This window comes from Shewanella intestini (assembly GCF_018221465.1).
Classification (GTDB): Bacteria; Pseudomonadota; Gammaproteobacteria; order Enterobacterales; family Shewanellaceae; genus Shewanella; species Shewanella intestini.
The window spans coordinates 36,477-58,762 of record NZ_JAAIKR010000006.1 but is presented as its reverse complement, the minus strand read 5'-3'; the positions used below and the strand labels follow the sequence as shown (position 1 = coordinate 58,762).

Here is a 22,286-nt window from a genome sequence, read left to right as displayed (position 1 = left end):
ATATTTAGTAGGTTAACAGTATTTAACTTTACTGCAGAACAGTTGACCAATATTAACCATTTACAGTGATTTGTGTTGCTCTGGCGTGGCGAATTGTTGCGCTAACCATTGACGTGTATGCCCCTCACCCATCAAGGTATTTAAGGTCGGTGTCAGCACCGAAATTAACACGGGTTGGCGCCAAAAGAGATAACGCGGCAACGGCATTGCTAACGGGTCAGCAAAGGTACGCTGAACTAAACTAGCAAACTCAGCTAAGTCGCTATCATTCCAATTAGGCATTTGTGGATACGCATCGGCGACAAATTGGGCATAACTTGTGTAGGTTTGCATTTTTTCACTTGGAAATAGCGCCAGTAACCGCTGTAATTGTGGTGCACTCCAATGACCAATGTTGTCGCGGTGATTAATCAAAGCGAGATTGCGACGATGCAACTGCTGCCACACCAATTGTTCACCATTCTCAAGCTGAGCTAATCGCCAATATAAATACATATCTGCTAACCATTCATGCTGATAGGCCGATAAGTGCGTTGGCAGCACACTACCTTGTAAATCAATGTTGTGTAAGTGGCCTAGCTCGTGCCAAATAGATAATTGCGTTTGCTGCAATAGCGGCAGCTGATAAGTAATTGAATCAATCATCACCACGCTTTTTTCACGCGATTGTTGTTGATTAAACACCACCATACCAAATAGTTCGCTTTGGCCAATATGCAGCACCATAGCGGTTTTTAGCCCTAAATTATGCCTAATGGTTTGCGGTTGTAATGCCGCCAATGGCCGAAGATTGGCCGGAATAACATTGAGACAAGCCACAAGCTCAGTAACAGGACAAATAACAACAGGCTTAGTGTCAACCGCAACCCATTTGGGCTGTGCAATTGCAGGCAAACTTAACCAGCTTGCCGCAATCAGTATTACCACTCGAGGCCAATTAGCAGCCAACTATTTTGCCATAATCTGTTCAATGATAGCGGTGGTTGATACACCATCTTCAAAACCTAAGACTTTGACTGCTCCGCCCGCCTCTATTACCTCTTTACCGCCGGCAATGTCTTCAACCTTATAATCTCCACCTTTAACTAATAAGTCAGGCAGTAAACGAGCAATTACGCGTTGCGGGGTATCTTCAGTAAACGGAACAACCCAATCAACAGCAGCTAATCCAGCTAATACCGCCATTCTGCGCTCAAGTGAGTTAACCGGTCTAGTTTCGCCTTTTAAGCGTTTAACTGAGTCGTCATCATTAACTGCCACAATCAATCTATCGCCGAGGTCTTGAGCTTGTTTTAAATAGCTAACATGACCGGCATGTAAAATATCAAAACACCCATTGGTCATCACCACTCGCTCACCACGTTGCTGGGCTTGCTTAATCGCAATAGCAAGTTGATCTTCAGACATCACCCCAAAACCTGTTGCGCCATTTTGTTGATTAAGGGCATCAATAAGCTCTATACGGCTAACAGTAGAGGTGCCAAGTTTACCCACTACAATCCCCGCAGCGGTATTGGCAATCCCACAAGCTTGAGCAAGGCTTGCGCCCGCCGCCATTGAGGTGGCTAAAGCAGAAACCACCGTATCACCAGCACCTGTTACGTCATAGACTTCACGGGCAACGGTTGGAATGTGCAGCTCAGCTTGGTCTTTAACAATTAAGGTCATGCCTTTTTCTGAACGAGTCACTAACATGGCTTCAAAATCAAACTGTGCGATTAAGCCTTGGGCTTTATTAATTAAATCAGCTTCTGATTCAACTTTGCCAACCACCGCTTCAAACTCACTCATGTTTGGCGTAATTAACGTTGCGCCTTGATAGCGACCAAAGTCATGACCTTTAGGGTCAACCAATACCGGAATGCCTTTAGCACGAGCTTGGCGAATAAAACCCTGTGGATGAGCAATCGCGCCTTTGGCGTAATCAGATAACACCGCGACAGCAACGTCATTAAGCATGTTACTGGCTTGAGATAACAATGCCTCACTACTTTGAGCACTAAATGGTTGTTCAAAGTCTAAACGAATCAATTGCTGGTGACGCGACATCACCCGTAATTTAGTAATGGTCGGCTTGTCTTTCACCGCTAGCCATTGTGGCTCAACGCCTAACGCTTGCACTTGTGTGGTTAACGAGGCTGCAGCGTCATCAGTACCGACAAGACCCGCCAATTGCACCTTACCGCCCATGGTTGCAATGTTGAGAGCCACATTGGCAGCGCCGCCGGGGCGATCTTCAATTTGATCAATATTGACCACAGGGACAGGCGCTTCTGGCGAGACTCTCTCAGTGGGCCCAACCCAATAGCGGTCAAGCATTACATCACCAACAACTAGTACGCGGGCTTTTTCAAAAGCTGGGAGAGTCAGTTTCATTTGAATTCACTTTTATAAAAAAATTACGGTTATTGTACCCAATTTTACTATAGAAATGAGTTAGAATAAGAATAATTTTAATTGCAAGATGAGTTATTTGTGGTCGATAAAGCCCAATTTTCCGCCAAACTATGCCACCCCAAATTTTGGCTAATGTGGTTTGCTGTTGTCCTAGTCCGTTTAACCTTATTTTTGCCACTTCGCTGGCAAATGAAACTGGGTAGCGCATTAGGCCGTCTGGTAAAACGTCTCGCGAAAGGACGTAGTAAAACCGCGCAACGTAATTTAAGCCTGTGTTTTCCAAACCTGTCAGCTGAGCAACAACAAAACCTGCTTGATAAAAACTTTGAAGAAACCGGCAAGGCTGTTTTTGACACGGTTAATGCCTGGTGGTGGAGCGATGAAAAAATTCAGCGCCATATGACCATCAGTGGTCAACACCATGTCAGCGATTGTATTGATAACGGCACTGGGGTAATTTTATTTGCCGTGCACTGTTTACCGCTAGAAATGGGCGCACGGATTTTTGGTCAATTCCAACCCGGCATTGGTGTATATCGGCCGCATAATAATCCCGTGATGGAATACTTACAGGTAAAAGGCCGTTTACGTTCTAATAAAGGTTTAGTGCCAAAACGTGATTTACGCAAAATGGTTAAATCGCTTAGAAAACCTGATGTGATTTGGTATACCGCCGACCAAGACTTTGGTTCCTCTAGTGCGGTGTTTATCCCTTTTTTTGGGGTTGAACAAGCCGCCACGATTACCGGAGCAACCACATTAGCGAAGCTAGGGCGCGCCAAAGTATTACCCTTTTTTGTTGAGCGTAACTCAAGTGACAGCGGCTATAACATTGAAATCATGCCACCATTAGACAACTTTCCAGGTGACAATGAAACCGATGATGCTATTCGTGGCAACAAGATTATTGAGCAACTTATTGATAAGAATCGTAGCCAATACATGTGGTTACATCGCCGCTTTAAAACTCGGCCACCAGAAAAACCTGGCTCACTTTATCAATAGCCGCCTCTTAGCGTATTTTTAGTTACCACTAACACGGCGATTAAAGCGCCTAAAACACATCATGCGTCGCCCTTTGCGTATAAGCGCTAACCAACAGGGCGACATTTTTGTGCGCCATCGAGCAACAACTGATGAGCTAAGCCAGTGATAGCAATCAAGCTTTAATCGTCCATCCGCGAAATAGACTAAAACAGTTGAATTTTTATGCTCAATAGGTGACGATGCCGAACTCACCGCATTTTTTCGCTCATACCATCGCCAATTGGCGACTATTTTATTTAGGGATCAGGCTGATACATGAAGACGTTGTTCACCTCTTGTTCGCAATTATTAAAGTCCATCGTTCACCCCGTTATTGTTGCCAGCTTATGCTTAATCAGTATTAGCGCGACAGCGATAGAATATCGACTCCCAACTGGTGATAACCGCGTGGTCGGTGAAAACCAATATTATGTTGTACCAAAGGGCAAGTTAACCCTTGAACATATTGCGGCACAGTTCCAGTTAGGACTAACTAACCTATTAGAAGCCAACCCCGGTGTTGACCCTTTTCTACCTACAGTAGGTAGCACATTAGTGATCCCTCACCAACTGATTTTACCTGACACCAAACGCGAAGGGATTATTGTTAATATCGCCGAAATGCGTCTGTATTATTATCCAAAAGGGACGAATACTGTCAGAGTGCTCCCCATTGGTATTGGCCAAGTTGGCCGTGACACCCCTGAAAATTGGGTAACCAAAGTTCACCGTAAACGCGCTAACCCAACTTGGACACCCACTAAAACCACTCGTGCCATTTATGCTGCAAAAGGCAAAACCTTACCTGACGTTTGGCCAGCAGGGCCTGATAACCCAATGGGCTTATATGCGTTATATGTGGGTAACTTATTTGCCTTACATGGCACTAATGCCGACTTTGGTATTGGTTTACGTGTTAGCCAAGGCTGCGTGCGCCTTCGCGATGATGACATTAAAAGTTTATTTGAAACCGTGCCTGTTGGCACCCGAGTCGAATTTATTAATCGCCCTGTCAAAGTGTCACAAGAAAGTGATGGTGGCCGTTATGTAGAAGTGCATCAACCGTTATCTCGCACACAAGAAGAATTTGAGTCAGACGCGCCAGCAATGCTCGAGCTCGATAAAAAAGTGACCCGCTTTATTGCCCATGCAGATACCGACTCGTTTGTGATTAAACGCTTACTTGAGCAACGTTCTGGAATGCCAACTCGCATTAATCCATAACCACAAAATAGCCACTGCAACATAAAAAAGGCTTTCAGTAATGAAAGCCTTTTTTATGTGCTTTATTTGAATGGCAAATTGACAGAAAGTCTGTGTACGGCTAACACAATATGGGATTGTCTGCGCTAACGTCCAAATGTCAGCCCCGGTGATGTTTACACTAAACGCGCTAAGCTCGTTCATCACATCTTCTTTATGCCCACATCGATACCGTACGCTTGTCATCTGGTGTCGAGCGTTATTTCGTTGTAATGGTTACCTAGCGCCGCGCATCTTATCTTTAATATCACCAACTAAAGTAATGAGCTGACATTTTTATGGCGATAATCGGGGGCAATTCTCGCTCACCTCTCAGCCGATGAGTTGCCAGGCACCTAATTGGCGCTCACATAAGTCAGCATTAAAAACGGGCCTATTGGACTGGGTAGACAAACTTCGTCACCATCTTGATCAATAAAAAGTTATCCACCTCAATACAGCAAGTGTAATAAAGCGTAACCTAGTCATGTTTTCACACAGATACTTGATTAGATAAGGTTATATCGTGTCCCTAATGTCTTCTTCGCGTGTAACAGGTCGCTTTAGCCTGTTATTCGCAATTTTATTAATTGCAGTTTGTTTACGCAGTCCCATTACTGGCGTGGGCCCAGTGTTAAGCTTAATACGTGACAGTCTTAATCTCACCGCAACACAAGCTGGAATGCTAACGACTCTCCCTTTACTCGCATTTGCTTTTTTCTCACCGTTGGCTTCAATTATTAGCCGTCGTCGTGGGCTTGAACAATCGCTGATGTTGTCGTTGATTCTAATGGTATTAGGATTAGCGCTGCGCTCGCTAGGTTCGGTGTTATCACTGTATTTAGGCACGGTGATTATTGGCGCGGGAATTGCCATTGCTAACGTATTACTGCCCAGTTTAATTAAACGTGACTATCCCAATCATATTGCGACATTAACGTCAGTGTATGTACTCATGATGGGCATTGGCGCAGCGCTAAGTGCGGGATTTGCACTGCCATTATCAGACTTGGCAGACAGCTTAAAAATTCAGTTTATTTCCAATTGGGCATTTTCACTTATCTGCCTGATTATATTACCTATTGCAGCTATTTTCATTTGGCTGCCGCAAATGAGTAAATGCTCGGTATTACCCAAAGATACCGCCACATTCGATAGCCACAGCTATTTATGGCGTAATAAAGATGCATGGCAAATTAGCCTATTTTTAGCGCTTAATTCTTTCTTGATGTACATCTTTATCAGTTGGTTGCCGACCATTTTAATTGATCAAGGTTACTCACATCATCAAGCTGGGGTTATTCACGGTGTGTTTCAACTTTGCTCCTCAATCCCTGCCATTATCCTTATTCCTGTTATGGCAAAAGTGAAAAACAAGCAGTTGTTAGCGCTAGGTTTAACGGTACCGGGCTTTTTGGCGATAATCGCCATGGTGTACATTCCTCACTATTGCGTTTATTGGGTAATGTTGCTTGCTTTGGGTATTGGTGGTGCATTTGTATTGGCATTAACTGTTATTAATTTGCGCACTCAAACCACTCACCAAGCGGCAACGCTTTCAGGCATGGTGCAATCACTAGCGTATTTATTTTCAGCCACTGGCCCTGTTTCGCTTGGTGCTATTCATCAATACAGCGGTAATTGGCACAAACCATTACTATTGTGCGCAGTATTGGCCTTTTTCTGGTGTGTATTTGCTGTCCTTGCATCAACAAATCACCCGATTGAACCTTATTAATTCAGTTAGACCTGATTAATGCACTATGTTGTGACAACCTTTGCCTTGTCTTTGACAAGGCTTTTTTTAGCTATTGCTTTATGTCCACCCTATCACCCGACAAGCGAACAAACTCATGCCTTCAAGCGATGACATCAGCACTAAAAAGCACCAACATGCAATCAACTATCGATAGCACAATGATATTGTTAGGTTATTGCATTTGCACCGCTAAATAACCATTTTTGCCATCATATACCACCGCCCTTGACTGTTCTTGAGGCGCGATAAGATATCAGCGAAACAAGGGCGGCACTTTTGCCCAGATTAAACTCATCGAAATAGATAGAAATAGATAGAAAGCGGGAGAACCTTGAGGGGATAGTTACTTGCTTAACAGGGATAAGTTAGGCGCAGCTGAGTGTCATTTAAATTAGCGTGACTTGAACTGACTTGGGTTATCTTGGGTTATCTTGAGTTATCTTGATTTACCTTAATTTATGTTAGTTTTAAGCGCGACTAACGATAATGAAATGATGATATTGTCACCACTATAGCAGTGACAATATCGTCAATCATGCATTCACTCGTAGCGGGTTATCACACCAAAAAACAAGTGACGCTAGCATTTACACTACAAATGTAAGCGGTTAAGTACACTTGTCACTTGCTGCGCGGGGTGAACAACACGCGGCGCTAATATTGCTGGTTCATTAGCGTGACCTGTTACCGGCTCATCAGCGGCTAAATAATCAACCTGTGTATTGGCAATACGGTTTTCAGGATGAAGCAAATACGCAGTGGTAAGATTATCCACTTGTTTTAGTTTCGCATCATTGTGAAAACTAAAGGTGTGCTGCACAAGGTTATTCACGGTGATACGAGAAGCATTACGACCAAAGCTTTGCATCATTGCATCAGACCAAACATAGGGGGTGTTTGGATCGTACTGACCCGCAATCACTAACACTTGTAGGCTGGCAGGCAACACGCTGTCCATATGAGTAATGTCAGGCGTAGGATCATTAGCAATCCCAGTATCAATACACATGCTTGAACGCTCTTGCATTCTCCAGCCATAAATGGCTGATGCAGCATCAAACTTCGCCGTCATTAACGATAACTCAGCAGCTGAAACAGGTTGTCTTTCGTCACGACAAGTCACCGCTTTAAACATTTGCGCCATACGTTGTGATTCACGCAACCGCTTATCAGGGTCTTCTTTTGCATAGGAATAAGATAAAAATTTATTATTCACATAGTTATCTGCAATATTAAAAAGCGCATGTTGTAATATTGACCAAGGAACACGTGACTCATCACCAGAAAGCGATTCCATCAACACATTCATCGCCGATGTCGAAATCGAATGATATCCCTGATCTTGACCATGGTTAACAAAATAGACATAGTCATCATTTTTACGTAGATACTTATCCAATTTGATGATATTTGCTTTTCGCACTGGCGTTTCTAAACGATAAGTTGCAATTTTATCGGCGCCTGCTGCGTTACCAACATTAGTTTGTGCATAATTTTGTGCGCTAGGGTCAATAGGGCCATCAAGCACTAATGCACGCACATTTTTGGGGTAATCATGGGCATAAATAGCACCAATTGCTGTGCCGTACGAGTAACCTAAAAAGCTAACCGTGTCTTCTTTAAGGTGCTGACGCAGCTGATCGAAGTCTTTCACTATCGTATTGGTTCCCATAAATGGCGCAATTTTGGGCAGTAACGTATTGCAGTTTTTATCTTCAGTACAGCTTGATAAACGGTCGGCATACACACTGTAACCAGAGCCACGCGCATCAAGTGCAACAATATCAAAATGAGCAGTAATGGCTTTAGGGAATAACTGACTCACCATAATACCGGCTTGCTGTACCGTTTCACTACCCGGCCCACCAAAGTTCATCATTAACACACCAATACGATTAGCGGTATCAGTGGCTTTATGTACGCCATAAAATACATTTACTTTGCCAGCATCTGCATCAGCGTAGTCTTTTGGCACACTTAACATGTCACAACTAAAGCCGCTTGGACAATGCGCTTTTGCCATCGTTGGTGATATTGAAATAGTTTCAACAACCGATTCCGTGGTCGTCACTGACTTATTTGGTGTGTCAGTTGTCTTTTTATTGGGTGCACTTGTTAGCGGTTTATCAGTTGTCGTGGTTGCGGTTTTTTCTGGGGTACTTGTCTTAGTGTTATCTAAACCTGAACCACCACAAGCGGTCAAACTCAAAGTAATAAGGAAAGTTGATAATAAACGGAACATAAGATATCCATAACATTAATGATAAAATAGCGGCTAATTCTCATTTTATTACTTTTATATATAACAAGAATTATTGTTCACTATACAAACGTTTTTTATACAAGGTAACTAACAAATAAAATAATTACCCTGCAATAACAAACCCGTGCACATGAAAAAACAATAAAACAACAACGATAAGCATTAAAAGCTAAATAATAAAAATACAAAATAGACACAAACAATTCTTTTAGCGCACGACAACAGAAAAATAAAATAGGCATACAAACAACCGCGCCAATCAACATTAAACATGTCAATATAAAACAGCAGAGATTCACCATGGCCTTTGATATAAATCCAACCAGCCCAAGTTAAATACCCTTAAATTGAGTACTAATTTAACTCGCCATCATATTCACTCATTCATCATGATGATGATAAATTAAATAACATTGATGGTAATTGTTCAATAAAAGACCAAGGTGTGACCATGTAGTTTGCACCACAGTAATCCACTTAGGATACGATGGCTAAATCCACAGCCGCACCGTGTTTATTGTTGTATTCAATATCAAATACTTAAACCCAACCGTTCAATCTAGATTGTTATTAATAAATTCACTAGACAACCATTTACACTCTCCTCTGAATGTTAGCGCTCAGCCCCGCATTAAAAGGTTATATTTGCGCTCATCACTGAATAGTCAGTTGTTATTAACGGATCTCACAGTGCTTATTTAATAAACTTTAGTTATCATCTTATTAATTATTGATAATTATACAGCCATGGTTGTTTGACTTAAAATCCCCCTAAGCAAACGACCTCTAATGGCAAAGACCTTTCAGGCTGACTTACCTCTTTGCACATCCCGCAAATAGGGCATGCAAACCTACGAGTACCTAGTTAACGCAGCAAGATCCACGAGATGACAAACAAAGGATACCTTCCAATGACCAATGCATTATTTCAACCAATAACACTTGGCAAGCTATCACTAAAAAACCGTATTGTGATGCCACCAATGACTCGCTCACGCGCGACCCAGCCGGGCAATGAAGCCAACGACATCATGGCAACTTATTATGGCCAACGCGCCTCAGCAGGATTAATCGTCGCAGAAGGCACCCAAATTTCACCCATGGGGCAAGGTTACGCATGGACACCGGGTATCTATTCACCATCACAAATTGCTGGCTGGCAAAAAACCACCCGTACAGTCCATGCTCAAGGTGGGGTTATTTTTGCTCAACTTTGGCATGTAGGACGGGTAACTCACCCAGATAACATTGGCGGTGTACAACCTATTTCATCTTCAGCATTAACAGCACAAGGCGTGAAAGTCTTTATTGATAATGGCAGCCAAGCCCCAGGTTTTGTTGATGTTGTTGAGCCTCGCGCCATGACCAAAGCCGATATCAACCAAGTGATTGCTCAGTTTCGCCAAGCCGCATTAAATGCCATTGAAGCGGGTTTCGACGGCATTGAATTACACGCCGCTAATGGTTACCTCATTAATCAATTTATTGATTCACAAGCCAACAACCGCACTGACGAATACGGCGGTAGCATTGAAAATCGTCTCCGCTTTTTAGATGAAGTGGTTAGCGCCATGGTCGATGCCATTGGCGCAGAACGTGTTGGGGTTCGATTAGCACCATTTACCTCATTAAATGGCACTGTCGATGACACACCTGTTGCAACTTATACTGCTGCAGGCGCATTACTTAATCAGCATCACATTAGTTATTTACACATTGCAGAAGTTGACTGGGAAGATGCCCCTGAAACCCCAATGAGCTTTAAAAAAGCTCTGCGCGAAGTTTTTGAAGGGGTATTAATTTATGCAGGCAAATATGATGGGGATAAAGCGGCGCAAGCCATCAATGACGGATTAGCCGACATGATTGGTTTTGGTCGCCCCTTTGTTGCCAATCCTGATTTACCACAACGTATTGAACAAGGGTTAAGCTGGGCAAAACATGACCCAGACACGTTATTTGGTGGCGACGAAAAAGGCTTAACGGATTACCCGCTATACGGTAAATAATCAGTCGCATCCATAAACAATACCGCACTTGATAAACATACACATGCCCTTATCAAGTGCGTTTTTTTATGGGTTCATCCCCATCAACATCAACATCAACATCAACATCAACATCAACATCAACATCAACAATGAGTTGTCCCAATAGCATCAATTAGCGGCAATAATACGCGCTATTTCATCATTAATATAAGCGCTTTGCTCTAAGTAAATCCAATGACCACATTTCGCCACCGGAGTAAATTTCGTCGGCTTAATTTGCGGCACTAATTGCGCGGCAATGATCTGCGCACTCATAATATCGGCTTCACCTTGATACATATAAATATCCACTTGAGCCAATTTTTCTTGGTGCTCAATAAAGTCTATTTCTGCATCACACTGCGCAACTGCACGTTGATTTTGGTCAAAGTTAATCACTTGGTCGGTCAGCTTAGTGGTATTATTTTTATCAAATAAATAGTAATAATTAAGGACATCTTGGCTTAATTTATTCGCGGTATGCTCATCAATGACACCTTGTTGCTGTTGCGCCTGATAGCGCTCAAGCAATTGATTATCTTCTGCTGTAATTTTACTGGCTAACACCTCCCCAAATTGATGAAGATGTTTGAGATTGTAACCGACACTAGAAAGTAAAATGAGCTGGTGAATATGCTGGCCAAAACGTGACGCATATTGCAAACCTAAGTATGTCCCCCACGACTCACCCACAACGGTAATCTTATCTAACCCATGGGCGATGCGAATGGCTTCAATCACTTCTAGCTCATACGCAATTTTGTAGTCAAAATCGATATCCCAATTTGACTGACCACAACCAATTTGGTCGTAATAAATCACCTGATGATGCTCAGTTAAGGGCGTAAAAAAAGGTGCGATAAAATCATGGCAACAACCTGGGCCACCGTGCAAAAACAAAATGGGTTCGCCTGCGCCCACAGTGTTGACAAAAATGTCGACACTGTGGCCATTTGAAAGGGTAATATTCATCTTTTTCTCGATATCAAAATCATGACAGCACAATAAAATTCACTTAAACAAGCGCGTCTTAGGTATTTTTAGGCTAAAAACGCAGCACAAAGCCGGTAAAGCGCCGTACTATATTAAGCTAAAGTGTCTCAAAAAATGGCTCTACTAACGAAATTTAATCAAGCACTTAAGCAAGCACAACATCAACGCAATCCGCTAATGTGTATTCAATCACCTCACAATTATTCGGTAGCGGGTACTCATTGAGCCAAGGGGATAACCCATTAAGGTAATGTTGCAGTATTCGTAGCCATTCACCATGACAAATAACCACAATAACATTGGCATCGTAGGTTGAAAGCTTAGCCAAAAAGTAGTTAATTCTTGTCACCACTGAGGTGGCGGGTTCAGCGCCTTCAATCGCCAATTCATTGGCTAAAAAGCGCTTATCATACGCTTGCCATAAATGGGGGGATGCTTGTCTTAACTGCCCTTCTAGCAAGCCAAAACTGCGCTCGCGTAATAAGGACGATGACAACCAGTTTACTTGCAGTTGCTCGTTAACCAACTGCGCTGTCGCTTGTGCGCGGCCTAAATCACTGCTTAACAGTAATTGCGGCTGCCATTTAGATAAATGCTGGCCTAATTGCAACGCCTGCTGCACCCCTAACGGGCTTAGCGAACTGTCTAAATGCCCTTGCAATCGACCTTGCTGATTCCATTGGGTTTGGCCGTGGCGACAAAAAAATACTTTCATGATAAATACAACATAAGGTCAATTTGGGTTAGCCATCACCCGCATGTTACCTAAGCATAAGTTAACGCCTGTGCGGTTAAATTGCAGTACCGTGCGTGCTAAGTCCACTTTTATTTCGCTATCAGTAAAAAGCCATTAGCCGCGTTAAACGCAAGCACTAATGGCTGTTACCGCTTGATTAAGCAAGCTGTGAGGCAACCTGCTTTAACGCGTTGGTTAACTGTGCCCACTGCGCCTCATTCATTGGCAAGCCAAACCGAATCGCATTACGCTCATCCGTTAACCTTGTTAACACCCCTTGCTGGCACAATAAATCAAACCACCTTGGTGCATCGTCAAAAAATGCACATTGAAACAAACCCGTTCCCACTAATTTAACCTTAAAAGAGCTAAGCAACTGGATTAAGCGATCACTGGCGGCCACTAAACGCTGTCGTTGTAATTGCTGCCACTGCGTATCAGCAAAGGCACATTTGCACACATACCTTGCTGGGCCGTTGACGGTCCACGGACCCAGTTTGGCTTCAAGATGATTTTTTATCGGCATCGACGCAAACACAAAACCTGCGCGAATCCCGGCTAAACCAAAAAATTTACCCACAGACTTTAGCACTACAAGCTGATCGCCAAGGCCTTTATCAATTGCATGTTGTGGAGTGACATCCATAAACGCTTCATCAACAATTAAGTAGCCCTGCTTGGCGGCCAATAATTGATACCATTGCTTGAGCACGTGGGCTGGCACATGGTAACCGCTTGGGTTATTAGGGTTAATCACCACTAACGCATCGCAGCGTGCTAATTGCGCTAACGAGGGGGATAAGGCTTTTTCCATGTCGTGGTTCTGGCCCGTCGTGATAATTTGGCTGTCATAAAACTCAATATGCCAGTCACTTTCTCGCCATGCTTTTTCGTGTTCTTTATAGCCCACATTGGGCAACAACACGGTGCCACTGCTGCCGCGCAGTGCAGTTAACGCCCAAGGCAAGGTTTGAATCGCGGCTTGTGACCCTGAAATCGCTAACGGCGCTTGGCCATCATAATAGTCCGCAGCGGCGGCAATTAACCCGTCATCTTGCTCTGGTAGTCGGTTCCAAGCGTGGGTAGGAATATCTGGTATCGGGTAACTCCACGGACTAACACCCGTTGATAAATCAAGCCATTGACTACGCTCAATGTGGTATTTCAGCGCAAACGAATCTAGATTGCCGCCATGGTGTAATAAACTCATAAAATTTGCTCCAACAACCCTATGCAGGCAATCAACACCACCCAATACACCCCGCTAAGCCACACTAAATGACACGCGCGTTTTATATCGCCTGCCTGAGCAGGACGCCCTGCGCCTAAAATGGGTTTGTCACATTGATAACCGTCGTACTTAGCAGCGCCCCCCATGACTATCTGCAAACTCCCCGCCCCGGCAGCCATGACAACACCACCATTGGGACTGGCGCAAAGTGGCGCTTGTTGACGCCAACATTTAATAGCAGTAGAAAACTTGCCACCTGCGGCATAACACAGCGCGCAAATTCGCGCTGGAAGGTAATTAAGTAAGTCGTCAAATTTAGCCGCTGCCCATCCAAACTGTTTAAACGTGCTATTTTTATAGCCCCACATGGCATCAAGTGTATTGCTAAAACGGTAAATAATGACGCCGGGGACGCCGGCAACGGTAAACCAAAACAATGCCCCAAACAGCGCATAATTTCCGTTCTCAAGTACTGACTCTAAGGTAGCATTGACCACTTGTTGTTCATCTAAATCAGCCGTTTTACGGCTCACTATCATGCTGACATTTTCTCGCGCTTTGGCTAAGTCATTTTGTAACAAGGCATCACCCACTGCATTCCCATGTTCGGCAAGGCTTTTACCGCCAATCACAAAATATAAAATTGCCACATCTATGATAAAAATACGCGGTAAAAACAACAGCGGTATCAAGGGCAAGAATGCCAATATAAGTGCAATAATGCCGCGCGCTTTCGTGGGTTGCCACAACTTAGCTCGCAGCCAATTAACGTAATAGCCCAAACCAACTAAAGGATGATAACGGGACACTTCGCCAAGTAGCCTGTCGGCCACTAACGCACAAGCCATCACCAAAGCGATATATATAAAATTATCCAAACACGTTTACCTTAGCGCCTGTTAAAAAGGCATTGTTAAATTGAGTGTTATTGCTAGCGTCACCGCAGTGCTATTATCAAAACAACCGACACAATGACCACCACAACGGCCAACACAACGGCCAAGCAAAGCGCAATAACATCGCCGCGTTAGCGATGGGCTTGCAATATTGGTGTTATTCATCGTCCCGCGTTACGGTTATCTTATTAGCCGTTATTTCATCAAGTGTGATAGCAACGACTCTATTGTTTTAAGGTGCTCATTTATTTTGCGGCAATACATCAATTGACGCTTATCACTTTTAAAGGGGGATTTTATCGAGAGTTAGATGCTGGCAACACTGTTATTTTTCACAGTAAGCACAGTTATGTCGTCATTTTGCGATCAACCCAAGGTAATCGCGGCAAATATTGCTCACCTTTAGCCATAAAATTAAATTCACACTCAGTCAGTATCTGGATTGGGGCGCTATTTAAGATAATTCACCCTGATAAAATATCGATATAAACATTCACAAAAAAAACGATTAATCTCATTAATGAGCAATCTTCATGTTGTAGATGAAAAATTCAGTTAACGTAAGTTCAAATAAATAATCGTTTATTTAATGAGCAGGCAATGTAATTTAATTCAACTTTATATGCCGAAAAATACGCGACAGGAAATAAAAAAAAGAGGTTAGCAAAACTAACCTCAACAAGCAGGGAAATACCCTAGTACTGTTAATTTAATTTATTTAATTCATGAGCTAAAAAATAAAATTTGTTAGTAACCAATTGCCATTTCGCCCTAAAGAAAAATCGTATTTAGCACCAACATCAAAATTAAAGACTAGCAATATCAACAGGTAGCAACAAGCCACCTAACATTATCCGAAGATAATTGATGCATTAATCATGTCTGTTAAAACATAAGAGGATGTTTATTAGGGAGGACATGAGCAGCTAACAACAAGATTAACAACGCGTATTCCGCGCACCAATATGACTAGTCATAGTAAGTTATAAAGTGGTTTTATTTTGTCATTGCGGCCTATTTATCATCACGTCACACAATGAATTTTGCTCACTGTAAAAACTCATAGACTTTCTGTAAAAGCTATTTTTGTGTGATCTTAACCCTTTGTAACTTTCTCTGTAACCGTTATATTCCCGACCACTAAAAGGCGTTTTGAACTTAATTGGGAATGTGGTGCAACTCCACAACTGTACCTGCAACTGTAAACAGAGCAAAACATCAACACCACTGGTATTAACATACTGGGAAGGGATGTTTTTAGATGCTGTAAGTCAGGAGACCGACCTTATTAGAAATAAAAATAACTCAAGCGGGTTTCTTGAGAAAATAACGTTGATTGCCAATTTAACGATAAATGCAAACCAACGATATTCGTCATTAATAGATAAGTCGATTTTATTTAACTTATCCACGACGCTTTTCCCGCAAACTTAAAACTCACACACTAAAGGCTTATTATGAGTTTAAAACTGCGACTATCAGCATTAACGATTGCTATCTTACACACGTGTTCAGCTAACGCAGCCACACCGACAACCATGGAAAACATCACCGTGACAGGCGATCGTTTTGACACCACGCCAGATCAACAACTGACCGTTATCAACACTATCGAACGAGAAGAAATTGATCGCCTGAGTCCAAAATCGGTCACTGAATTATTAGGCAACCTGCCCGGTTTAAGTGTCACAAGTAATGGCGGCGCGGGTCAATCAGCTTCAGTGAGCATTCGCGGGACTAACTCTAAGCACACCTTAGTGTTAATTGACGGCGTACGCATGGCATCTGCCACTACTGGCGAAGTAAGCTTTGGTGCTATTTCACCAGAAATGATTGAGCGCATTGAAGTGGTTAAAGGCCCACGTGCAGCAATTTGGGGTAGCGACGCCATTGGTGGTGTCATTCAAATTTTCACTCGCCAATTAAAAAGTGGTGAATGGTTTGCTTCAACCGAATACGGTAGCAGCGATTATGCTCGCGGCACGGCAGGAGTTGGCATTAGCCACGGTGACGGTTCAACCAGCTTAACCATTAACAAAGAAAAAAGTGACGGCATTGACGTTAAAGATGATGCTGAAGAGGACAAAGACGGTTACCACCGCTTTAGCCTTGGCGTAAACGGCCACCAGCAACTTAATCATGCTTGGTCACTACAATGGAACGGTAAGTTAGAAAGCGGTCACTATGAATACGACAGCACCCGTGACAACGAAGCTGATTACGACAACTACTTTGCCAACGTGAGCTCTCAATACCAAGGTGATAAATACACCACTAAAGTCTTGCTTGGTAGCGCTCAAGATAAAAACGAACATTTTCGCACTGACGTTGACGATGCAAAACGTTCACTATTCCAAACTAACCGCACCCAAGTAAACTGGAGCAACCGTTATTTAGCCACTGACAACATCACCTTCATTGGTGGTGTAGATTGGGCAAATGAGTCAATTAAAGGTGATTACGCTGTTGATAGCCGTGACACAACAGGTGCTTATGCATTAGCACGCGTTAACTTAGGCCCAGTATTGCTTGAAGGCGCTGTGCGTTATGACGATGTAGAAAACATTGACAGCGAAACTTCATACAGCACCAGTGCTGCCTATGTATTTAACGACCAATGGCGCTTAACAGGCAGTTACGGCACCGCATTTAAAGCCCCTAGCTTTAACGACCTTTATTACCCAAGTTCAGGTAATCCAGATCTTATTTCTGAAACCTCTAAAAACCTTGATGTCACCCTAAATTATAGTGGTGACGATGTTCAAGGTTATATTAGCGCCTTTAAAAATGACGTTGATAACCTAATTGCTTGGGCACCTGATGCACAAGGTAACTGGAAACCAGCTAACGTCGACAAAGCTGAAATCCAAGGTATTGAACTGTCTTTAAGCTACGACACATGGGGAATTGCGCATCAACTAGGTTATACCTATCTTGACGCTGTCGATGCCAGTGACGACCAGCAATTAAAAGGCCGCAGTGAAAACGAATTTGATTACCAATTAGGTTACACATGGTCAAAAGTGGATTTACAGCTTAACTACCATTACCAAGGCAAACGCTCAAACGGTAACGACACCTTCTTAGATGCTTACAGCAAATTTGACGTTAGTCTTGGTTATAAATTTGCTGATTCATGGCAACTGCGCTTAAAAGGCAATAACTTAACCGACCAAGATCTTGTGTCTGTTAACGGTTATAACGCCCCAGGCCGCCAAGTATTCTTAAGCATTGGTTACCAAGCATTTTAAGCTAAAAGGTTAACCAACATCCCACGGTATCGTTGCAAAGGGTGTCATGCTTCTCGACACCCTTAAGGTCTAATATGTCAATATCACTTTTACCCAATGTGCATATGGAAGTGAAAAACTTGCATTGGCGCTCGCCTTCAAAACAAGTCTTAAACGACCTCAGTTTTACTGTCGAACGTGGCAAGTTTATTGGAATATTAGGGCCTAACGGCGTGGGAAAATCATCATTATTGCGCTGCATGTACAAGTATATGCAGCCCGATAGTGGCGAGGTGTTATTAAATAATAAAAACATCAATGACTATTCTCGTCACGAGTTTGCAGCCAAGGTGGCAGTGGTGTTACAGCACGCCCCTGTCGGGTTTGCAATGACCGCTAAACAAGTGTTGGCAACCGGACTCATTAACCAGCAAAAATGGTGGCAAAGAATTAATCATCAAGCAGAAAACGTTGAAATTGAACGAGTGCTTGAGCTAGTTAACTTATCTAGCAAAGCCGAACAAGTGTTTGAGTCACTCTCAGGCGGCGAGCAACAACGGGTATTAATCGCCCGCGCATTATTACAAAAACCCGAAATACTACTGCTTGATGAACCCACAAATCATTTAGATGTCGGCTATCAAGTTGAAATTCTAAAGTTAGTCAAAAGCCTCAACATTACTGTTGTAGCCAGTATTCATGACCTTAACTTAGCCAGTGCATTTTGTGACAAACAACTGCTGCTGCAACACGGTAAACTCGTGGGTTGCGGCCAACCGAATCAAGTATTAACCCCTAACAGCATTGAAGATATTTACGGCATCAAAACCGATGTCGATAAACACCCAATTGGCGACCATCCGCGAGTAACCTACCATTTTGACGAGGTAAACCGTGCTGCCGTTTAGTCCACGTTTTTTATTGGCACTGTTAATTCCCTTTGCCATTATCTCGCCGCTGATTGCCATCGCGTTAGGAACAGCCAATATTCACTTTAACGAAGTACTTGGCGCAATCACTCGCACCTTAATGGCACAAGTGAGCACCGACGCCAAAACCATGTTGTCTGACCGCATTATTGTCGAGCTCAGAATGCCGCGCGCCATTTTAGCCATGATATGCGGTGCAGGCTTGGCGGTTTCTGGTTCGGTTTTACAAAGCGTTACCCGTAACCCACTCGCCGACCCGTATTTATTTGGCATTTCATCAGGGGCATCACTAGGGGCTATTTTAGCGCTCACTGGCGGAATCGTATTCTTACCTTTATCAGTGTGTGCTTTTTTAGGTTCGCTGATTGCCGTTGCTGTTGTGGTGGTGATGGCGCGCGACGGACAAGTTGAAACCTTAGTGTTATCTGGGGTCGCCATTTCATTTTTATTATCATCGATAGCCAATTTACTGCTGTACTTTAGCGACCCACAAGCCATGCAAGCAGTACTGTTTTGGTCTTTAGGTAGCTTTAGCCGCGCCACTTGGAGCACCTTAATCACTCCCGCGGTCATTGTTGCCACCGCCATCGTGATCATTTACCAATTCCAGCGACCATTACAGGCATTAATGGTTGGCGACGAAAGCGCTCACACCCAAGGTGTTGCCGTATTACCGCTGCGCTTAGGCATGTTAATTCTTACCGCATTAATGACCTCATCTTTAGTCGCTACTTGTGGTGGTATTGGCTTTGTCGGATTAATGATCCCACATATTATTCGTATCCTTATCGGCTCTGCCAGCGCCAGTTCGTTAATCGCCACCGCTCTGCTTGGCGGCGTATTAATGGTATGGGTTGACTTACTGGCGCGGTTAATTTTGCCCGCACAAGAACTCCCTGTAGGGGTAATGACCGCCATGTTAGGCAGCGTATTCTTTATTGGATTACTCATTAAACGTAATCAAAGGTTTAGATAAATGAAGCAACTCATACTCGGTGGTGCGCGTTCTGGCAAAAGCCGTTTGGCGCAAGAATATGCCCTCAATTGGCAACAAACACAGCCGTCATCGGGAACGGCTGAAGTGATCGTTATTGCCACCGCACAAGCCTTTGAAGGGGCGATGGCCAAGCGTATCGCCCACCATAAAAAACAACGTCCAAGCGACTGGAAACTGGTTGAAACCGTCACCGACTTACCTCAAGCATTGCTGGAAAATAGCCGTAAAGACAACTTAATTTTGGTCGATTGTTTAACGTTATGGTTAGCCAATGTGCAACTCAGCAAAGACGACATTAGCCAACAAAAACAGGCATTATTGTCCGCCATTGCGCAATTGCCCGGTGAAGTCATTTTTGTCAGTAATGAAGTCGGACAAGGCGTCGTGCCTTTAGGCGAAGCAAGCCGAGAATTCGTTGACGAGTCAGGCTGGTTGCACCAAGCTCTGGCTCAAGTATTAGATAAAGTCGTAGTCAGCATCGCTGGGCTGCCACTTGTATTAAAAGGCGCATAACATAATGAAATTATCACTAAAAATATTAATGATGAGCTTATCATGGTGCGGTTTGACACTTAGCAGCAGTAGTTACGCCCAGTCATCACCCAAACTGGTGGTGTTGTCACCACCTGTGGTTGAAATGCTTTATGAAATAGGGGCTGGCGATAACATCGTCGGCACCGTGAACTACGCTGATTATCCAGAGGCGGCCAATCATATTCCACGAATTGGTCATCACAACTACATTAATTATGAAGCATTAATGCTGCTGCAACCTGACGCGATTATCGTCAACAGCACGAGCACTGCAGCGCCGATGCTTGCACGCCTAAAAGAACTCGGGTTTACATTAATTGATGCCTCGGTGAATAAACTTGAGCAAATACCAGCGCGAATGCGCGAGCTAGGTAAACTAACCGGACATAACACCCAAGCCAAGGCCAGTGCTGATAAATTTAGCGCCACGTTAGTTCATCTCAGACAGACTTACCAAGACTTACCTAAGATCGATTTATTTTATCAAGTTTGGCCAAATCCGCTGACCACCGCATCAAGTAATTGGATGAATGAAATTTTTAGCGGCTGCGGCGCAAATAATGTGTTTGCCAACAACATCAGTGATTACCCACAAGTCAGCCTTGAACAAGTGATCGCCACTTACCCTGACATCATTATTCGCCCCGACCATCATGGCACCCAGGTGCAAAATGCCGTTAATTGGCTAGATTGGCCTGAAATTCCTGCCGTGGCAAACGGTCAAATTTACCCAATTAAAGGCGACATTGTTCACCGCACAGGGCCAAGAGTGTTGCAAGGCATGCTAAAAATATGTCAGCAAGTGGCGCAGGCTCGTGCGCAAAAATTACAGCAACAAGCCCATGATTAGTTTATATATTGGCGGAGCAAGAAGCGGTAAGTCTGCCATGGCAGAACAAGCATTGGCGAGCTGTATTACTCAACCAATAACGTATATTGCCACCGCCAACGCGACCCGCTCAATGTCTGCGCGTATTGCGCTGCACCAACAGCAGCGCCCAAGCCAGTGGCAGACGCTAGAAGCGCCGTTAGCATTAGCTGAAACCTTGCAGCAAATCGATTATCCAGACAATGTGATTATTGTTGACTGCTTAACCTTATGGCTAACAAACCAACTATTGGCAAAGCATAACTTAACGGCGGCGGTGACCCAACTATGCAATACCTTAAGAACCACTAACAGCCATATTGTGTTAGTTAGCACCGATGTTGGCCAAAGCTTGATACCCGATGACGATATGAGCCGAGCATTCGTCAACGCCAGCGGCCTTATGCTGCAACACATAAGCGCGATTGCCGACAACGTATACTATTGCCAAGCCAAACAGCCCATTGTGCTAAAAGGCTTATATCCTGCAAACTCTCAACTCACCCACGGCTAACACCATGAATACAACTGAGTTCATCATCATGCGTCACGGTTTGCCAGAACAAGCAGACTGCCTACTTGGACGCACTAATCCGCCACTGACCACAATCGGCTGGCAACAAATGTACCGCAGTAGCGCCGCTTTAGAATATGACCTGATCATAAGCTCGCCGCGGCAACGTTGTAGTGCCTTTGCCCAGCAACTTGCGCAACAACACCAATGCCCTTGCGAACTTGATGATGCATGGCAAGAGCTCGATTTTGGTGATTGGGACGGCATGAAGATTCAGCAACTTTGGCTACAAGACGAATTAGGCTATCCCCAATATTGGCAGCAACCGTTTGTGTATTCGCCACCAAACGGTGAATCAAGCCAGCAGTTATTATCCCGAATGACCCGCGCCATTACCACATTAGCCGTAAAACATACTGGCAAACGTCTGCTCATTATTAGCCACGCAGGCGTAATGAGAATGGCCTTAGCTTGGCTACTTAACACGCATCAGCAGCGCAACCCGCATTTGAGTCGCGTTGAACTTGATCATGCGGCAATACTGCGCTTTAACGTTTTCATTGACCAAGATGAGCAACAATGGCCACAGCTGCAAGCGCTCATCCCTGCGCCGCCAATCTCTATCAGTCGGGAATGAACCT

At 43.8% G+C, this 22,286-nt stretch carries 18 protein-coding genes and 1 riboswitch; of the genes, 11 read left to right on the top strand and 7 right to left on the bottom strand.

Going from position 1 to position 22,286, the window contains the following annotated elements; translation table 11 throughout:
• Positions 1 to 60: 60 nt before the first annotated feature.
• Positions 61 to 948: a hypothetical protein gene (locus G3R48_RS08215; RefSeq protein ID WP_153664353.1), complete on the bottom strand. Its 888-nt coding sequence runs from the start codon at positions 946 to 948 to the stop codon at positions 61 to 63.
• The gene (gene hldE, locus G3R48_RS08210) at positions 949 to 2,376 is read right to left on the bottom strand and encodes a bifunctional D-glycero-beta-D-manno-heptose-7-phosphate kinase/D-glycero-beta-D-manno-heptose 1-phosphate adenylyltransferase HldE (RefSeq protein WP_153664355.1); all 1,428 of its coding nucleotides are present in this window, start codon (positions 2,374 to 2,376) and stop codon (positions 949 to 951) included. It lies immediately after the preceding gene.
• Between the two features lie 99 nt (positions 2,377 to 2,475).
• On the opposite strand from hldE, the gene lpxL reads away from it, so the two are divergent.
• The 3 genes from lpxL (at position 2,476) to G3R48_RS08195 (ending at position 6,403) form a co-directional block, all read left to right on the top strand.
• Complete coding sequence (gene lpxL / locus G3R48_RS08205; protein ID WP_212593283.1) at positions 2,476 to 3,402, top strand: LpxL/LpxP family Kdo(2)-lipid IV(A) lauroyl/palmitoleoyl acyltransferase; 927 nt, start codon at positions 2,476 to 2,478, stop codon at positions 3,400 to 3,402.
• Positions 3,403 to 3,699: 297 nt separating this feature from the next.
• Positions 3,700 to 4,647, top strand: a complete 948-nt coding sequence (locus G3R48_RS08200; RefSeq protein WP_153664357.1) for a L,D-transpeptidase family protein — start codon at positions 3,700 to 3,702, stop codon at positions 4,645 to 4,647.
• Between the two features lie 553 nt (positions 4,648 to 5,200).
• A complete protein-coding gene (locus G3R48_RS08195) occupies positions 5,201 to 6,403 on the top strand; it encodes an MFS transporter (protein ID WP_153664359.1) in 1,203 nt (400 codons plus the stop codon).
• 613 nt (positions 6,404 to 7,016) lie between these two features.
• Here G3R48_RS08195 and G3R48_RS08190 read toward each other — a convergent pair.
• A complete protein-coding gene (locus G3R48_RS08190; RefSeq protein ID WP_153664361.1) occupies positions 7,017 to 8,666 on the bottom strand; it encodes an alpha/beta fold hydrolase in 1,650 nt (549 codons plus the stop codon).
• 932 nt (positions 8,667 to 9,598) lie between these two features.
• Here G3R48_RS08190 and G3R48_RS08185 point away from each other — a divergent pair.
• Positions 9,599 to 10,696 carry an alkene reductase gene (locus G3R48_RS08185; protein ID WP_153664363.1) on the top strand — a complete coding sequence of 366 codons (1,098 nt, stop codon included), beginning with the start codon at positions 9,599 to 9,601 and terminating at the stop codon, positions 10,694 to 10,696.
• A 150-nt stretch (positions 10,697 to 10,846) separates the two neighbouring features.
• Here G3R48_RS08185 and G3R48_RS08180 read toward each other — a convergent pair whose 3' ends face one another.
• The 4 genes from G3R48_RS08180 to cbiB form a co-directional block, all read right to left on the bottom strand.
• On the bottom strand, positions 10,847 to 11,689 hold the full coding sequence (locus G3R48_RS08180) for an alpha/beta fold hydrolase (protein ID WP_153664365.1): 843 nt from the start codon (positions 11,687 to 11,689) through the stop codon (positions 10,847 to 10,849).
• A gap of 166 nt (positions 11,690 to 11,855) precedes the next feature.
• Positions 11,856 to 12,425 carry a histidine phosphatase family protein gene (locus G3R48_RS08175; protein ID WP_153664367.1) on the bottom strand — a complete coding sequence of 190 codons (570 nt, stop codon included), beginning with the start codon at positions 12,423 to 12,425 and terminating at the stop codon, positions 11,856 to 11,858.
• Positions 12,426 to 12,603: 178 nt separating this feature from the next.
• Positions 12,604 to 13,656, bottom strand: a complete 1,053-nt coding sequence (gene cobD / locus G3R48_RS08170; protein WP_153664369.1) for a threonine-phosphate decarboxylase CobD — start codon at positions 13,654 to 13,656, stop codon at positions 12,604 to 12,606.
• Positions 13,653 to 14,555 (bottom strand): adenosylcobinamide-phosphate synthase CbiB, encoded by a 903-nt coding sequence (cbiB, locus tag G3R48_RS08165; protein WP_228497437.1) that lies wholly within the window; start codon positions 14,553 to 14,555, stop codon positions 13,653 to 13,655. The genes cobD and cbiB overlap by 4 nt, the downstream gene beginning before the upstream one ends.
• Before the next feature lie 1,146 nt (positions 14,556 to 15,701).
• Positions 15,702 to 15,875, top strand: a riboswitch (cobalamin riboswitch).
• Between the two features lie 155 nt (positions 15,876 to 16,030).
• Here cbiB and G3R48_RS08160 point away from each other — a divergent pair.
• The 7 genes from G3R48_RS08160 to G3R48_RS08130 all read left to right on the top strand — a co-directional run bounded on the left by G3R48_RS08160 (position 16,031) and on the right by G3R48_RS08130 (position 22,282).
• Positions 16,031 to 17,824 carry a TonB-dependent receptor domain-containing protein gene (locus tag G3R48_RS08160; RefSeq protein WP_153664371.1) on the top strand — a complete coding sequence of 598 codons (1,794 nt, stop codon included), beginning with the start codon at positions 16,031 to 16,033 and terminating at the stop codon, positions 17,822 to 17,824.
• Positions 17,825 to 17,898: 74 nt separating this feature from the next.
• Positions 17,899 to 18,711: an ABC transporter ATP-binding protein gene (locus G3R48_RS08155; protein WP_153664373.1), complete on the top strand. Its 813-nt coding sequence runs from the start codon at positions 17,899 to 17,901 to the stop codon at positions 18,709 to 18,711.
• Entirely contained in the window at positions 18,698 to 19,708 is a 1,011-nt protein-coding gene (locus G3R48_RS08150) for a FecCD family ABC transporter permease (RefSeq protein WP_212593273.1), read from the top strand. The genes G3R48_RS08155 and G3R48_RS08150 overlap by 14 nt, the downstream gene beginning before the upstream one ends.
• Positions 19,709 to 20,242, top strand: coding sequence for a bifunctional adenosylcobinamide kinase/adenosylcobinamide-phosphate guanylyltransferase (cobU, locus tag G3R48_RS08145; RefSeq protein WP_153664375.1), 534 nt, complete (start codon positions 19,709 to 19,711; stop codon positions 20,240 to 20,242).
• A 4-nt stretch (positions 20,243 to 20,246) separates the two neighbouring features.
• The gene (locus G3R48_RS08140) at positions 20,247 to 21,113 is read left to right on the top strand and encodes a cobalamin-binding protein (RefSeq protein WP_153664377.1); all 867 of its coding nucleotides are present in this window, start codon (positions 20,247 to 20,249) and stop codon (positions 21,111 to 21,113) included.
• Positions 21,106 to 21,645 carry a bifunctional adenosylcobinamide kinase/adenosylcobinamide-phosphate guanylyltransferase gene (gene cobU / locus G3R48_RS08135; protein WP_153664379.1) on the top strand — a complete coding sequence of 180 codons (540 nt, stop codon included), beginning with the start codon at positions 21,106 to 21,108 and terminating at the stop codon, positions 21,643 to 21,645. Before G3R48_RS08140 ends, cobU (G3R48_RS08135) begins: the two co-directional genes overlap by 8 nt.
• 4 nt (positions 21,646 to 21,649) lie before the next feature.
• Complete coding sequence (locus G3R48_RS08130) at positions 21,650 to 22,282, top strand: histidine phosphatase family protein (RefSeq protein ID WP_153664381.1); 633 nt, start codon at positions 21,650 to 21,652, stop codon at positions 22,280 to 22,282.
• The last annotated feature ends 4 nt before the right edge of the window (positions 22,283 to 22,286 follow it).